Annotated in this window: 12 protein-coding genes; 3 read left to right on the forward strand and 9 right to left on the reverse strand. The window is 62.0% G+C overall.

Annotated elements, in window-relative coordinates; all coding sequences use genetic code 11:
* Positions 1-144: 144 nt before the first annotated feature.
* Positions 145-1,380 carry a glycosyltransferase family 4 protein gene (locus AC1DCZ_RS08375; protein WP_476974169.1) on the reverse strand — a complete coding sequence of 412 codons (1,236 nt, stop codon included), beginning with the start codon at positions 1,378-1,380 and terminating at the stop codon, positions 145-147.
* A 2-nt stretch (positions 1,381-1,382) separates the two neighbouring features.
* The gene (locus AC1DCZ_RS08380) at positions 1,383-2,408 is read right to left on the reverse strand and encodes a polysaccharide biosynthesis protein (protein WP_476895271.1); all 1,026 of its coding nucleotides are present in this window, start codon (positions 2,406-2,408) and stop codon (positions 1,383-1,385) included.
* A gap of 162 nt (positions 2,409-2,570) precedes the next feature.
* Here AC1DCZ_RS08380 and AC1DCZ_RS08385 point away from each other — a divergent pair, with 162 nt between their 5' ends.
* From AC1DCZ_RS08385 to AC1DCZ_RS08395, 3 genes are all read left to right on the forward strand, one after another.
* Positions 2,571-3,311, forward strand: a complete 741-nt coding sequence (locus AC1DCZ_RS08385) for a glycosyltransferase family 2 protein (RefSeq protein WP_476974170.1) — start codon at positions 2,571-2,573, stop codon at positions 3,309-3,311.
* Positions 3,311-3,733 carry a DUF2304 domain-containing protein gene (locus tag AC1DCZ_RS08390; protein ID WP_476974171.1) on the forward strand — a complete coding sequence of 141 codons (423 nt, stop codon included), beginning with the start codon at positions 3,311-3,313 and terminating at the stop codon, positions 3,731-3,733. Before AC1DCZ_RS08385 ends, AC1DCZ_RS08390 begins: the two co-directional genes overlap by 1 nt.
* Before the next feature lie 162 nt (positions 3,734-3,895).
* Positions 3,896-5,917, forward strand: a complete 2,022-nt coding sequence (locus AC1DCZ_RS08395; protein ID WP_476974172.1) for a hypothetical protein — start codon at positions 3,896-3,898, stop codon at positions 5,915-5,917.
* A gap of 80 nt (positions 5,918-5,997) precedes the next feature.
* Here the strand turns inward: AC1DCZ_RS08395 and wecB are convergent, their stop codons facing one another.
* The 7 genes from wecB to AC1DCZ_RS08430 form a co-directional block, all read right to left on the reverse strand.
* Positions 5,998-7,146: a non-hydrolyzing UDP-N-acetylglucosamine 2-epimerase gene (gene wecB / locus AC1DCZ_RS08400; RefSeq protein WP_476974173.1), complete on the reverse strand. Its 1,149-nt coding sequence runs from the start codon at positions 7,144-7,146 to the stop codon at positions 5,998-6,000.
* Positions 7,143-8,234, reverse strand: coding sequence for a polysaccharide biosynthesis C-terminal domain-containing protein (locus AC1DCZ_RS08405; protein WP_476974174.1), 1,092 nt, complete (start codon positions 8,232-8,234; stop codon positions 7,143-7,145). Before AC1DCZ_RS08405 ends, wecB begins: the two co-directional genes overlap by 4 nt.
* Before the next feature lie 28 nt (positions 8,235-8,262).
* A complete protein-coding gene (locus AC1DCZ_RS08410) occupies positions 8,263-10,260 on the reverse strand; it encodes a DUF6541 family protein (RefSeq protein ID WP_476974175.1) in 1,998 nt (665 codons plus the stop codon).
* A gap of 132 nt (positions 10,261-10,392) precedes the next feature.
* A complete protein-coding gene (locus AC1DCZ_RS08415) occupies positions 10,393-12,531 on the reverse strand; it encodes an acyltransferase family protein (RefSeq protein WP_476974176.1) in 2,139 nt (712 codons plus the stop codon).
* A gap of 25 nt (positions 12,532-12,556) precedes the next feature.
* Positions 12,557-13,282, reverse strand: a complete 726-nt coding sequence (locus AC1DCZ_RS08420; RefSeq protein WP_476974177.1) for an ABC transporter ATP-binding protein — start codon at positions 13,280-13,282, stop codon at positions 12,557-12,559.
* Positions 13,283-14,164 (reverse strand): ABC transporter permease, encoded by an 882-nt coding sequence (locus AC1DCZ_RS08425; protein ID WP_476974178.1) that lies wholly within the window; start codon positions 14,162-14,164, stop codon positions 13,283-13,285.
* The gene (locus AC1DCZ_RS08430) at positions 14,161-16,074 is read right to left on the reverse strand and encodes a glycosyltransferase (RefSeq protein ID WP_476974269.1); all 1,914 of its coding nucleotides are present in this window, start codon (positions 16,072-16,074) and stop codon (positions 14,161-14,163) included. Before AC1DCZ_RS08430 ends, AC1DCZ_RS08425 begins: the two co-directional genes overlap by 4 nt.
* Positions 16,075-16,123 lie beyond the last annotated feature (49 nt).

Genomic DNA, 16,123 nt, shown 5'->3' on the forward strand with positions numbered 1-16,123 from the left:
GAGCCGCGCCTGGCTGGCAGCAGTGCACACCAAAAAAAGGACCCCCCGGCGTAGTGCAGCTCACGCTGAGCTCCACGCGCGACCCGGGAGGTCCTTCTGCCGCTCACGACCGGTCCCGCCCACAGACTTCCGGGCCGGAACCCTTTAGGCCTCGTGCAGGATGAAATCCTTCAGGCGTCCCAACACAATACTTCTTTCGAGATTGGCGAAGTGGTAGGCCTTCCCCCTCGTTCCAAGGTCCCGCCTCTGTGCGGCGGTCACGGCATGCAGTGACCGTATGTTCCCCGCCAGGGCGGCAGAATCACCGGCCGGCCCCACGAGTCCGCACTGCGCCTGGTCCTCGACCAGAGTCCGGACTTCCCCATCCATGGCCAGCGCGAGGGGACGGCCGGAGGCGATGTAGGACATCACTTTCGCGGGGATAGTGGCTTCCAGAAGATCGCTTTTCACCAGGCACCCCACCAGGACGTCTGCAAGTGTCGTGTACTTCGGGACATCGGCAACCGGGTGGTGGCCCTCAAACCGGAAAACATCCCCAAGGCCGCGCCGGGTGACCTCGCTTTCGACGTCGCTGCGGCTCATGCCATCACCGACGATGACCCAGGAAATATCCGTGAGCCCCTCTGACTTGAGAGTCTGCGCCGCATCAATGATGGTCTCGAAGGACTGAGCCGGGCTGATGTTGCCCGTGAAGACGACCTTGAAGCCCCCGCCGAGCCGCTGCGCCAGTTCGGGATCATGGATCTCCTGCTCATAAAGACTCTCGCAGGCCTGGGGCACCACCGTGATCTTTTCGTCCGGCAGGCCGGTGATGCTCTGGATCTTCCCGCGCATCTGTTCGGACAGCACGACGATCTTGTCCGCCTGGCGGTAATGCCAGTGGGACACCTTTTCGGCAAGGCGGCGAAAGAATTTGTTCTGTATGTTCAAAACCGAGAACAGGTTTTCCGGCCAGAGGTCCAGCACGTACATAGTCGATTCTATTTTACGGACCTTCGACAGGATCAGGCCGGTAATCGACATCATGACGGGCGACAGCTGATAAAGAAAAATCTTGTCGTACTTGCCGAACATCAAGCGGGGAAGATGGATCAGGCTGGCTATGGGAAAAGAAACATAATTCAAGAAAATGCGCAGGCTTGAATTATCACCGCGCGGTATCTCCGGAGCCCGGAACACGTTCATTCCCTTGTGCTGCTCTTTGAAGGGGCCGCGCCATGTGTAGCCGGGAAAAAACTCGCCCTTGGGGTAGTTCGGCAGCCCGCACAGCACTTCGACATCCACGTCTTTTTCGACCAGGTAGTCGCAGATATCATTGATCCGAAACCCCTCGGGCCAGAAGTGCTGGCTTACTACCAGGACTTTTGCGTTGCCCCCCACTGCTAGGAGGCTGTCGGGATCGACGGCAGGAGTTCCTGGATGTAGTCCGTGGTCTTGATTTTTTCGATGATCTGGTCGATGGTCAGCTGGTGGGTGTTGTGTGAGGTGTATTCCTCCAGCGTCTCACTGACGGTATCTCCGGCATCGAAGAACTTCTCATAGTTGAGGTCCCTGGTGTCCGCGGGCACCCGGAAGTAATCTCCGAGGTCCTCGGACTTTGCCCGCTCTTCCCTCGTGAGCAGGGTCTCATGCGCCTTTTCACCGTGTCGTGTACCGATGACGTTGATCTCGGAGTCGGACCGGAAAAGTTGCTTCATCGCAATCGCCAGATCCCCCACAGAGGACGCGTCGGCCTTCTGCACGAACAAGTCGCCCTGGTTGGCGTGCTCGAACGCAAAGAGAACCAGCTTGACGGCTTCGTCGAGGTTCATCAGGAAACGGGTCATGTGTGGGTCCGTCACGGTCAGGGGCTTTCCGGCCAGGATCTGATCGGCGAACAAGGGGATCACCGAGCCACGCGAGGCCATGACGTTTCCGTACCGCGTGCAGGAGATGAGAGTCTCGGTGGCATCGACGTTGCGAGACTTCGCGATGACGATTTTCTCCATCATGGCTTTGGATGTGCCCATGGCGTTGATCGGATAGGCAGCCTTGTCGGTCGACAGGCAGACAACCTTCTTGACGCCCGCGTCAATCGCCGCAGTGAGGACGTTGTCGGTACCAAGGACGTTGGTCCGGACAGCCTCCATCGGGAAGAATTCGCACGACGGCACCTGCTTGAGTGCGGCAGCGTGGAAGATGTAGTCCACTCCGCGCACCGCTTCGCGGACGCTGTCAATGTTGCGGACGTCACCGATATAGAACTTCAGCTTGTCGTTGCTGTAGGCCTTGCGCATGTCGTCCTGTTTCTTCTCATCGCGGGAGAAGATCCGGATCTCGCCTATATCTGTGTGCAGGAAGTGCTTCAGAACAGTGTTTCCGAAGGAGCCGGTGCCTCCGGTAATCAAAAGGGTCTTGTTCTTGAACAACTTGTCTCCTTGGTCAGCAGATATATAGGGCTGCGAGTGTGGCTGCAACCGTTAGATGATATCAGCGGGGCGCCCTCACCCGGTTTTGGCGGGATGAGCGGCGGCGACGGATAGACGGTCGCCAAATTCGGGTTAACCGGGTTTCGGCGTAGAATCGCAATCATGCCTAGCCCAGACACACGCCGAGTTCTCGTGATCATGCCGGCCTGGAACGAGGGCGAAACCGTCGGCAGCACGGTGGCCGAGGTGCTGGACCTGAACGAAGGATACGACGTCCTGGTCGTCGACGACGGCTCAAGCGATGACACTGCCCCGGCCGCGGCGGCCGCTGGCGCGACGGTCCTCCGGCTCCCTTTCAACATGGGGGTCGGAGGAGCCATGCGCACTGGTTTCAAGTACGCGGACCGCTACGGCTACGACGCCGTCATCCAAGTCGATGCCGACGGCCAGCACGATCCCCGCGAAATCGCAGCGGTGCTGAAGGGACTGGAGTCGGCGGATATCTCGATCGGAGCGCGTTTCGCGGCCAAGGGTGACTACAAGGTCTCCGGACCCCGCCGCTGGGCCATGGTGTTCCTGGCTGCCGTGATCTCCGCCCTGGCGCACACAAAGCTGACGGACGTGACGTCCGGATTCAGGGCCGGCAACAGGCGCGCCATTGCACAGTACCTGGATCACTACCCGGCAGAATATCTCGGCGACACCATCGATTCGCTGGTCGTCGCGATCAAATCAGGCTGCAGGGTCACGCAGATACCCGTCGCCATGCGGCCCCGACAAGGGGGCACGCCGAGTCACAACCCAGCCAAATCCGCTATCTACCTGCTGCGGTCCGTGTTCGCATTGCTCTTTGCCGTGACCCGGAGCCGCTCGAGAATCGCAGTACAGGAAGGCCCCGCCTAATGGGAAACACTCTGGCCGCATTCATTTTCGCCTTGGTCATGGTGGGGATTGTGCTTGAACTGGTCCGCCGCAAAGTCTTCCGTGAAAAATACGCGGCGCTCTGGCTGATTATCGGCGCTAGCGCCCTCGTGCTGGCGGGGTGGCCGGGCCTGTTGCCCTCCGTCAGCAAACTTCTCGGCGTGCAGGTTGCCTCCAACCTGCTCTTCGCACTGTGCATCATCTTGCTGCTGGGTGTGTGCCTTCACCTGTCCTGGGAACTGTCGGTGGTCGAAGACGAGAACCGCACGCTGGCCGAAGAAGTGGCCATCCTGCGCTCGGCAGTCGAACGCGTGGAAACGGGCCTCAGCCAGCTGGAACGGCGCCCGGAGGCGCCCGCGGAAACTGCGTGGTCTCCCAGCGAACAGTCCCCCGCCGGAGAATGACGGCGGCCTGCCGGCCGTCCGACCCCTAGCACGGCCTCCAGTAGAATTCAATGGTCCATCTTTGTTATTCCGCGGGAAGCGGCGCACGCGCTCGGACCGGGGATCTACGACTGTGAGGAACGACGGGGGAAGATCCCGCGGACCACGGTCACCTAGGAAGTCGTGACCAGCCCCGATTTAGACATTCCAGACGTCGTCCTCCGCCGGACGCTGCGGACGCCTGCGGACCGCGCCCGTCGCCGGCCCGCCGGCCCCGTCACCTCGTGGATAGCGGTAATCCTCGCCTGCTCCGCGGCGTTTGTTGCAGTCGTGGCTTTCCGTGCGGCCGGCGGCCTGACAGGCTGGCGCTACCTTGTGGTTCTGGCACTGGTCATGGTGATCACGCCGATCGGCCGGAATCTGTCCCAGCGAATCCTGTTCTCGGTTGTCGCGCTGGCAGGCATCTCCCCCTTCATGTGGTGGTTCAGTGCTGACGTGCCCTACCTTGACCGCGGAACGGTCTTGCTCGCGCTGGCTGCCGCGGGCCTGCTTGGCTCGGTCACGTTTGCAGTCGTCCGCCGGTTGTCGTTCCGGCGCTTCGTGCCACGGTTCCAGGCCGTAGATGCCCTGCCGGCCGTAGCCGGCGTCGCCTCGGGCTGGGTTGTCCAGAACTTCCTGTTCGCACAATCCTTCGAGTCAACGCTGCTGCTCCTCACGCGGTCGTGGGACTTCGCCCCGCACTTCAACATGTTCAACATGATTCGCAACCATGGCTCCGTGATTGCGCTGCTTCCCTCTGCACCCGACGGAAGCGCCTGGTCAGCCGCCTCGTATCCGCAGGGCTTCCACGCACTCCTGGCTTCCCTCGCTGAAGTCGTCGCCGGCAGCAAGGCCGGCGACGTCGCCCAGGAATCAGTCCTGTTCCTCAAGCTCGTCGGCGTGGCGGCCATCCTTGGCACCCTCCTGGTGGTGGCGGCACTCACCTCCCTGCCCGTTTTCCGGCGGCATTTCCTGGTCACGCTTCCCTTTGTCGCCGTTGTGGCTACTGCGTGGATAGTTGGACCCGGAGCCATTCCTGTGTTCAATGCGTTCCCAAACTTCGGCCTGGGGGTGGCACTCTGCGTCGCCTGCATCGCGGTCGTCCAGCTGCGGCGCGTCGTTCACCCTGTGGCCGCAACGAGTGCCCTTGTCCTGATCCTGACTGCCGTCGCCCACGGCTGGATACTGTTGCTGATCCTTTGCCTTCCGAGTGTCCTCGTCTACGGCGTCTATCTGTTCTGGCACCGGCGGGAAGCCGGCTGGCGCAGCTTGGCGCTCCACTCGGGGGTTGCTGCCGTGGCCGTGGCCGGCGTGCTCGGCGCCGTCTGGCAGCTCCGGAAGTTGTCGGCGGGCGAGGTCCTGACCACACCAGGCGGGACGGCCACTGCTGACACGGGCGTGGCTGTGCTGTGCATCGTCGCAAATGCCTTTGTGGCTTTGGCTTTCTACTCACGCCGCAAGGTCGGCCACGCCGACGACCGCCGGGGAACCCTGACATCTCTCCACGTTCTGGCAACCCCGCTCTTCGCAGCCGTTCTCCTCGTCGGCCTGGCGGTTTTCCAGCTGATGGAAGCTTCCAAAGTCACGTACTACTTCCACAAGTCGTTCCTTGCAGTCGAGCTCCTGGCCATCGTTTGCACCGTTGTTGGGGCGGCGGAACTTTGGGCGCCCCTCCTGGCAGGACAGAGCCGCCGAAAAACCTTTGTCGCCGCGTCCCTGTTGACGTCGCTGGGCGCCACGCACTTCTTCGGGCTGCCGTTCACGAATCTGAGCGAACAGGGACTGGAGCCGACAGCGCAAGGTGCCGTAGGCGTCCTGCAGCAGTCCAAGGCACTGTCCGACCCGGTACCGCGGCTGATTTCAAAACTGACCGGAATGGCCGCCCTGAAGAACCCGCGGCCTTTCATCTATGTCGGCTTCGACGACGCCTTTGACCCCCAGCTGGCAGCACAATGGTCTTTGACCCTGCAAGGGAAGTGGACGGCGTCCTCCGACCTCGCGGTGCCGATGGTCAAGCCGCTTTACCGGGGTCCGTCCCATGTCCCGGAGGCAATCGACGCCATCCTGACAGCTAAGCCGGACATCGACGTCGTCGTGGACCCGGAACTGGTCCCGGAGCTGCGGGCCTGGCGTCCCCAATTCGCGTCCCGGATCATTACGTACTAGGCCCGGCCTGGCAGCCCGCTGGCACAGAACTAAGGCCACCCCTGCCGCAGCAGGGGTGGCCTTAGTGATGGGTCGCAGTCTTAGCGGGGGTTGACGGCGATTCCGGCCCGCTGGTGGTGGGTGTGGGCGGTCGAGCGAATGAAGTTCACTGCCCGGCGCGACGTATCGCTGATCTGGTAATCCGCCGGAATTGCCGGCGGACCATCCGTCTCAAACTGGTCGAGAACGATCGCGATGGCATCAACTATTGCGTCAGCCTTCACTCCGGTCGTGATGATGGCTGCGGTGTCGAGGGACTCCGGCCGTTCAATTGCGTCCCGCAAGGTCACCGCGGGGAACCCCAGCAACGAAGACTCCTCGCTGATGGTCCCGCTGTCCGAAAGGACGAGCCGTGCATCTTTCTGCAGCCTGACGTAGTCATTGAAGCCAAATGGCGGATGGAAGCGCAGACCGCGCTTGAGCTCTTCCGGCTGGTCCTCGAGGCGCTTCCTGGTCCTCGGGTGTGTTGAAACCAGGACGGGAAGCCCGTACCGCTCGCTCACGGCCTGGAGGGCCTTCAGGATCTCGGCCAGGCGCTCGGGGCTGTCAACATTTTCTTCCCGGTGCACGCTGACCATGAAGTACCCGCCGGGGGTAAGCGACTGCTTCTCGAGGACATCGCTCGCAGCGATGGCGTCCGCGTTGCCCTGCAGGACCTCTTTCATCGGGGAACCGGTGAGCAGGATGCGGGACGGGTGAAGCCCTTCCGCGAGCAGGTTGCGACGAGCGTGCTCGGTGTAGACGAGGTTGTAGTCGGCAACATGGTCCACCAGGCGGCGGTTTGTTTCCTCGGGAACGTTCTCGTCGAAGCACCGGTTGCCGGCCTCCATGTGGTAGACGGGGATTTTGAGCCGCTTGGCCATCAGCGCGGAGATGCAGCTGTTGGTATCGCCCAGGACCAGCATTGCATCCGGCTTCTCCTGCAGGAGGACCTGCTCCGTCTTCGCCAGGATCGAGCCCAGGACGGCGCCCAGCGATGACGTGTCGGCGGCCAGGAAGTGATCAGGCTTGCGCAGTCCCAGGTCTTCGAAAAAGACTTCGTTCAACTCGTAGTCGTAGTTCTGGCCGGTGTGTACCAAAACGTGGTCCGTGCTTCTGTCCAGACGTCGAATTGTGGCAGCCAGGCGAATGATTTCGGGCCTGGTGCCAACAATGGTCAAAACTTTTAGCCTGCGGCCAGCGTCGGTCATACTTCCTCCGGGAAAGTGTCGGGAGAGGCTGGATCAAAGATTTCGTTGATCCAGAACATCGTGTATAGCTTATCGGATCCGGTATTTGTGATCTTGTGCGACCACATTGTCGGCATGTCTATGGCGACAGGATTTTGCCCGTCGACGTGATAGGTGACAACGTCATCGCTGAAGAGTTTTCGCATGGAAATTTCAGCGGTGCCCGACAGCACCGTAAATCGTTCTATCTTGCGCCGGTGGTAATGCTGGCCCCGCGTCACGCCCGGTACCGTCGTGGAGAACGAGGACTGGCCTTCTCCTCCACCGCTGCGCACGACTTCGAAGAAGGCGCCTCGCGAGTCTTCCTTCCGGTCCAATGAAATCGGGAGCCGGTCGCCGACCAGGAAAGAACGGTAGGTGTTGAACATGTCCCGTTCAAAGGGCCCGGAAATGTCGGGAATTGTCCCCGTGGAATAGTGGTCCGCAGTCTTTTGGATCAAGTCCGCCACTTCGCTGACCAGCCTGGTCGTGGCGAGGCCCAGCGCGTCCTCCGGCTCATGGAGCCCCAGCAGGACTTCCGCGGCCGTCTGTGCGTGGAGCAGCAGCAATTCCTTGTCGTCCTGGACCTGCAAGGGTTTGCCGTTGGCTGCGAGGTGGCAGAAGGTGGCGACCACAGAGTTGTAGAAGGGGAGCCCGTGCTCGCCGAACAGGTTGGGGAGCTTGACGTCGACGAAGCGGGCGCCGGCTTTCTTCGCCGCCTCTTCCAGAATTGTTCCCGCCTGTTTCTTCCCGAGCCCGTAGGGCGAACTGTTTCCGGCCTGGATGGAATTGGCATACACGACAGTTGTTGGCTTCGTGGGCGCCGTTTCGAGTGCCCGCGCGAGTTGCTCCGCAAATTCCACGTTTCCCTGACGGACGGTCTCGTCGTCGCCACGGTTGACCCCGGCGACGTGAACCAGTGTCGTTGCGTTTTCGACGGCGGTGGCAGCCGCAGCGGCGTCGAACTTCTCGCCCAGGGTTATTGCCTCCGTCGTCTCGCCGAGGGAATGGGCGAGGACCCGGGTGTGCCATCCAAGGAAGCCGTTGCTCCCGGTTAATGCGATCGTCACTGCAGTGTTCCTTTCAACGTGTATGCCGTCACTGTCCGCACGCAGTCAGTTTGTAAAGTTTCGCTTGTCCTTGGGAATCCACGAGGCTGGCGACGCCGTCTGCCTCAAGGTTGTCCAGTCCTCTGAACCCGTTGTCTCCCCCGTGCACCTCCCGGTGGCCAAAGTCCAGGACATAGCCCACGTGGAGCTGTTGCACGGCGGGGCAGACGGCGGGATCGGACTTCGCCTCATTCAGGTGCGTGAACACCTCCTCCGCGCCGGCCGGCAACTCGCTCAGGATGTGAAGCTGAATAAGTTTGCGCCCGGTGAAGGCGTACGCCAGCGCGCTTCCGTTCCACGGGTTGCCGGCCAGGGTCGCGTCTTTCGGGACCTCACTGGGAATCCGATTAATCAATGCCAGCTCGTCGGAGGAAACCAACGGCGAGTCATTGGACAATTGATAGCTCACCGCTGCGGAGGACACTGCCTCGCGGACGTTAGCCTGCTGGGTGCTGACGGCCAGCAGGCCGGCCACAATCACTGCAGCCGCGCCCATCGCGAGACCTGGTGATCCGCCGGGCCGGTGCGCGAGCCGGACACTGCGTCCAACCGGGTATTTGACCGCAAGGGGGCGAATCCAGGTGTCCCAGCACCACACGGTGCCCACGGTAGCCAGAGGCAGAATCACCACCGGCAGCAGCGAAGCCAGGCGGGGCGGGTCGTTGTACCAAACACCGGTAAAGAACGTGCGCACAGGTCCAAACGGGAACGAGGTTACGACGACGAAGAGCCCACCGATCACGGCATACATGCCCACGAGCCAGAGTTGATGCCGCCGCACAAGCAGCGTGACCAGGCCGACGACGGCCAATGCCGCGATGGCCCAGGATACCGAACGGCCGATGCCTGAACTGGTGAGAAGCTCGCCTATGGCCCGTCCGGTCGTTTCGATGGGCGGCCAGAATGCGGCGGCCTCGGCGGGGCGGACGACTTTCCAGATGACCGCAACGATCGCCAGCCCGACGGCCACCAGGGCCACCATTACCGCCAGGGTTCGCCACCGGTTGCCGCTCCTCCGGACGAGTCGGCGGGTCGTCTTGGCCCAGATGAAGAGGAACGGCGGGAGCAGTAACGCGAGCAGCGCCATGGTGCTGCTGGGGTGCGCCAACGTGATTCCAGGGAGAACCGCAACCAGCAGCAGCGCGTCAATGAGCCTTGTCTTGGGCGCCTGCACCGCGACCTGCTTGGACGCCTGCTTGGGCGCCCGCTTCGGCGCCTGCGCCGCGAGGCCGATGGCCTGCAGGCCAACTCCAAGCGCCGCTGGCAGCAGTGCGTTGCCCAGGAAGTTCGGATACAGCACTCCGAAGTCGAGCAGGAGCAGCGGGAAGGCGCCGAACCCGGCAGCCAGGATTCCGGCCACGGTGCTCACGATGACACGCTTCCCGAGGATCTTGTGTGCAAGGAAAATGCAACCCAGCGGCCACACGAGTGAACCCACAACCAGGTTGGTGACATTGACGGCAACGGGGATGCTGGCGCCCGTGACGTCTGCAAGCAAGGCCACGAGATCGTGCCAGGCGGACGGGTAGAAGCCGCCGCCCGTCATGGCGCTCACGGTGTAGGACGAACCGGATCCTGTTTCCTGGATGTAGCGGACAGCGTTCAGGTGGAAAACGTTGTCAAACGTTTGCGAGAAGGACTCGGGCCTGCCGAAAGCAGCGACGAGCCGGCGGCTGATAAGGAATCCTGCAGCAAGGACGGCTGCCGCGTGCCCGGCGCCTGCCCACCAGTTGATCGGCGTCGGTTCAGGCCTGGTTTCGGTCCGGCGAAGCCAGGTGGCCACCCCCAGGGCGACGGCCGCGATGACGATGGTGACCAAAGCCACCGGCAACGGTGACCACTTCAGGTTGACGACAGGCGCCACCAGGGCTGAGACAGCCACGATCGAAACCGTAATTGCCGGGGCCACACCCAGCAGGGCCATCCCGCGGACCCGGCTGGCCCAGGCAACTGCAGCTCCGGGAACGAACAACAAACCGATTGCCACGAGAGCAAGCGGAACTACAGACCACCAGGACAAAGGATGCCTCCAAAACGTTGAGCGAACGGCAGAGACAAATCGTGAGACTTGCGCCGTCCCCGAGAAATCCTACTCGACTGGGCTTCAGCGCCGGCGCGGCTAGAACCCGAGTGCCTTGGCAAGGGTGGGGGCCAAGGTCTTGGCGAAAGTGTTGGTCATGTGATTGTCCCGATACACCAGGACATTGCCGATCACTGCCGGGCAGAGGTCATTGCGGCAAAAATGGGGGTACAAATCGATCACGTCAACGCCCGCCACCTGCGCTGCGGCACTCTTCAGGGGGTCGGCAGGCCTGTCGCCTGGTCTTTGCAGTATCTGGCACTCCGTTGAATCAGCGCCCTTAAGCTGAACGCATTCAGGGGCCGAGAAGCTTGGATAGGGTATGTCCAGGACAACGGCCACATGGATCCCTGCCTGTCTGAGGGGTGCCAAAAGTTCCACGTACCCGCCGACCGGCGCTTCGGGGTCCTGCCATCCCCACTTCAGCGCCCGCCGGTACCCATCCGGCGTCATGCCGGAGACGACGACGAGGTCAGGCTTGAGGGCCAGGATTTTTTGCAGCGTCGCCTTGTTCTGATCGGTGCAATTGCGGTAAACCGTGCCGGCATCCTGGGGCGGTGCAGCCGTAAACGGGCAACCGTTGCGAACCATGGCTCTCACGTTCCAGCCTGAGGACTGGCCGGCAAGAAGAAGGGGATCAACGTACTGCGCTGCATGGGAGTCGCCGACGACGATCATCTTCTTGGTCGCGTCTGGCGCGCCATACACACACTGTTCGTCGTGCATGAGTGCGGGATCAAAAATTCCGCATTCGTCTTTCCCGGTCAGCGGCACGTCTTTCATTGCCACGCCCGGGTCGGGCTGTACCGGAAGACCGCCGGGAACCGGGGCGGGATGTTCCGGGTCAAATGCCATGGCGCCGGGATACTCACGCAGGTTCAGCAGCCCATTTAGCTCCTGTGCCTTGGCCTCAACGATCCCCCAGGGGATCAACGCCGCAGTGCACGTCGCCGCCAACAAGCCCAGCGCCAGCACAAAAGCGCCCCGGGGTCGTGGCCGTCGACGGGTGGCCAGCGGGGCGGGGCTCAAAGGCTGCTTGCCGCCGTGCCTGAATTTCTGCTCCACGACGTAATAAGACGCCACCGCCAGGACCAGGCTGATAGCGACGATCATGGCGCCGTGGAGGGGGCCGGGCGCCCTTCCGAGAAGGAAGACGTAGAAGACGACGACGGGCCAGTGCCAAAGGTAAAGGGAATACGATACGTCGCCGATGTAGGTGGCAGGCCGCATGCTGAGCAATCCGGCTACCGACATTGGCTGGCCGCTACCGGGCGCTGCCTCCGAAGAGCCCGACGCGAGGATGGCCAGTGTGGCTACCACGGGCAACACTGCCACATAGCCGGGGAATGCCATCGCTGTGGTGAAGGTGACCGCCGAGTAGAGGATGCCGGCGAGCCCAGCCCAGCCCAAAATTCGTCGAGCCGCTGCCGTCAAGGACAGCTTGGGTAGAAGCAGGGAGCCGATGCCCCCGAGCCCGAGCTCCCACATACGCGTGGTGGTTGCAAAGTAGGCAACATCGTGCTCCGCCGCGGAGAATACGATGCTGTGCACGAGCGACGCGGCAGTCACGGCGGCCAGGAGAACGAGGCAGACAGTTTCCGCCCGAAAGCCCCGTTTCCGCAGCGCAACCACAGCGCCTATGAGAAGGAGCGGAATCACGATGTAGAACTGCTCTTCAACGGCCAGAGACCAATAGTGCTGCACAGGGGACACCAAAGCCGTCGCTCCGGCGTAGCTACTGGTGCTGAACGCCTGGTTCCAGTTCTGGATCTGCAGGCCCGACATAATGACGTCCAGGCAAATCGACTGCCACCTGCTTTGGGGAAGGAGGAGCACCGTCCCGACGAGGGTCGCGAGCAGAACAACGCTGGCCGCCGGGAGGAGCCGCCTGATCCGCTTCCCGTAAAAGGTGGTGAGCCTGATGCGGCCCGTTTCGGCCAACTCCCGGACGAGCGATCCGACGATGAGGAAACCCGAAATAACGAAGAATACGTCCACCCCGACAAAGCCGCCGGACAGAGCCCCCGGCCATATGTGGTAGACGATAACCAAACCCACCGCCAGCGTCCGCAGGCCTTGTATGTCCGCGCGTTGTGCGCTCCGTGGCTTGGCGCCCTCGGGGCCGCGTCTAGTGCGGCGGCCCTGGATAACCTGAAGGGTCGGCGAGATGGTGATCACAGCTCTCTGTCATCCGGGGTCGGTTTCATGCGCGCAGGAGCGCTACGGCTTCGTGAATGGGTCCATCGAACATCAGGTTGCCATGCTCCAGCAGCACGCCGCGGGAGCAGATGCGCGACACCAGGTCCAGGTCATGGCTGACGACGACGAGGGTCTTGCCCTTCTCTGCCAGTTCCTGGATCTTGGCGATGCATTTGCGTTGAAACGGCTCGTCTCCCACCGCCAGGATCTCGTCGATGAGGAACACTTCCGGATCCGTGTGGACCGCCACCGAAAACGCCAGCCGCAGGTACATTCCCGAGGAATAGAACTTCACTTCGGTGTCGATGAACTGGCCGATCTCCGAGAATTCCACGATCTCGTCAAACCGGTCGTTGACTTGCTGCTCAGTCATGCCCAGGATGGCGCCGTTAAGGTACACGTTGTCCCGACCCGACAGATCCGGGTGGAACCCGGCACCGACTTCGATCAGGCCGGCAACCCGCCCCCGGGTACGAACCGTGCCGGTGTCCGGCAGCATGACACCTGAGATGTGCTTCAGCAGCGTCGATTTTCCGGACCCGTTGAGGCCCAGGAGCGCGACGGTTTCACCGGACTCAACCTGGAGTGAGACGTTCTTCAGAGCGTGGAACTTCTCTGACAGGTCTCCCCGGCGGCCTTTCGCGAGCCAGACCACAGCTTCCTTGATCGACCTGGTATGGCGCAGCACGAACTGCTTGCTGATATCAGAGACCTCTATTGCGGTTACCACTTACAGCTCCTGCGCAAAGCGGCCCTCGAGCCGCCGAAATGTTAGTTGACCAAGTCCAAGCACCAACAGTGAGGCCACAAAGCCCACTGGCACCCACAGGCTGAACAGATTCGGGGGCATCGCCGTCGAACCGTCCGTCGTCGGCAGCCAGAATGCATAGTGGAAGAGCTCGACGCCGACCGTGACCGGGTTGGCCTGGTAGATGGAAAAAGCGGCTGAACCGAGTTTCGTTTGCACCATCGTCCACGAGTACATCACCGGGGACGCCCACGTCGCGATCATGAGCAACATGTCCACGAGATTCTCCGAGTCGCGGAAGTAAACGTTTGCGGCGCCGAAGAGCAACCCGAGTCCGGTTGCGAGCAGCGCAACGATGACGAATCCGACTACGGCCGCAATCAACTGGAGTATGTCCGGGTGCCAGCCCGCGAACAAGCATCCTGCCACCAGGACAACCAGCTGCGGGAAGAAGTGAACGGCCGAAACCCACACCGAGGCCACCGGAAACAATTCCCGTGGCAGGTAGATTTTCTTGATCAGGTTCCCGTTGTTCACGATCGACCGGGCCGCATTGCCTAAGGCCTCCGAGAAGAAGTTGATCAGCGCAATGCCCGAGAACAGGTACACCGCATAGTTCGCCAGGCCATCAGGGTTCTTGGAGCTGCGCTCCAGCCCGAGGAAAACGCCGAGGGCAACGTAGAAGACGATGAACTGCACGCCAGGCTTCACGTAGGACCACAGAAGTCCCAGCACGGAGCCGCGGTACCGGACCTTGAGTTCCTTGCGCACCAGCAGCTTCAGCAGGAAGCCTGACTGGCGGATGTCGCGGATGCCTCCGCCCACCCCGGGAGTGGTGAGTTCCGCGTAGGAAACCTGGCTCACTTGGTCTCGTTCTGGGTGTGCTCTTCGAACGTCTTCCTCCAGGACTCAATCGAGGTGAGGTCCTGCATGGCTGACTTGTACTGGGCGCTCAAGGCACGCCAGTCCTTGAGCAGCAAAGCATGGAGCCTGGTGCTCTCGGCCAGCATGTCCCGCATTTGCTTTGGGTCGCGCTTGTACCAGGAGGCGCCGGTTCCTTCGGCGTTTGAAACAACAGCACTGTCGTACTGTGCCATCCGCCACCAGCGGTTGTCCTGGTGGGCGACCGTGGCCTGGGGGCGCTCGGCGCTCGACGCAGTCACCGGGCGCAGCAGCTGCCGCATCACAGTCTTGGCCGCCCATGGCACGAGGCTGATCTTGGAGGGCTGCGAAATACCATGACCGCGCCGCGGCGGCTTGTCCATCTTGGGCGCAGGGAACTCGTCCTGGTCCGGGCGGAAGACTGAATCGGAGTAGTCCGCCATCATTTTGCGGATCTCCGGAAGTTTCGAGGGCAGCAGCGCCCGAAGGCCGTCCGGGCCCTTCAGAACGTCTTCAAGGGCCCAGTTGCGGCCGTGGGCCGTAGCGTATTGCATTGAAACCAAGTGCTTGACGTCCATGTACTGGGACTCCCGGACTACACGGCCACCGTATTCGTAGGGGCTGTGAAGCAAGGCCGTGACCACACGGTTGCGGGCATGGAAATAGGCCTGCCAGCCGACGAGGTCGTCCTTGTCGATCCACGAGACGTGCCAGACAGCGGACCCGGGGAGAGACACGGTGGAGAATCCGTGCTTCTTTGCCCTCAGTCCGTATTCCGAGTCATCCCACTTGATGAACAGCGGGAGCGAAAGGCCGATTTCCCGGATCACTTTGGTGGGGATCAGGCACATCCACCAGCCGTTGTAGTCCACATCGCATCTGCGGTGCAGCCACGACGTCTGCCGCAGGTTCGAGGACATGAAGTCATGTCCCAGCACCATGTCCTCGCTCGGGAGTGAAGGCTGGAACCGGTAGGGGTTCACAACCTCGCCGAAAGTGTGCAGCACCGTCCGGTTGTAGAGATCGAACATGTGCCCGCCAACGATGGTGGGCGTCTTGCAGCGGTCTGCAAAAGTCAGCAGGCGGACAATGCTCTCGGGCTCCACGACGACGTCGTCATCCATGAGAAGCACGTAGTCGCTGCCGTTTTCGACGGCTTCGAACATTCCGCGGGCGAAACCGCCCGATCCGCCAAGGTTGGACTGATTGATGATCCGAAGCTTCCCGTGGAGGGAATCGCGGACTTCCTCAAATCCCTCGGCGTCCTCGACTTTCTGCGAGCCCTGGTCCACGAGAAGAATTTCCTGGACATGCTGCAGTGATTCGGGCGTCTCCGCCAGCAGACGAAGGTTGTTGAGGCAGAAATCAGTCTTGTTCAGCGTCGTGATCTGCAGCGTCACGCTCCCGGGCTGGCTGGCCTGGGCCGGTCCCTGCCATTCTGCTTCGAGCATGACGAGCGGTTCCGAACCTGCCACGAGGTCAAACCAGTACCAGCCGCCATCACCAAAGGGCGCCAGTGAGAGGTCGAAGAAACTTTCGGAGATGCCCTCGACCCGCCGGGTGTCCACACGCTGCAGCGAGCCGCGTGCGTTGGATTTGTACACGATGACCGACCCGGTTCCCTGGGTGCGCACGTGGAGCCGGACACTCTCAACTGTCGTCCACCGACGCCAGTAGCTGGCCGGGAACGCATTGAAATAGCTGCCGAACGAGACCCGTTCCCCGGACCTGACCGACGTGGAACGCCGGGACAGAAAGTCCTCGACGTGGGCTTCTTTGGTGGAGCTGCTGAAGGACTGCGGCCTGCTCGGTTTTCCGTCGCGGTCCCCGGCAGTCGGGAGCTGGATGCCCGTCGCCGCGCCCATGTCCATGTAGAGCGGGACCGTGTCCATCTGGCTCGGGCTGGGAAGGATCACGCGCTGCAGGGTATCCCACTCCGGC

The sequence above is a fragment of the Arthrobacter sp. 10N418 genome (assembly GCF_056394725.1).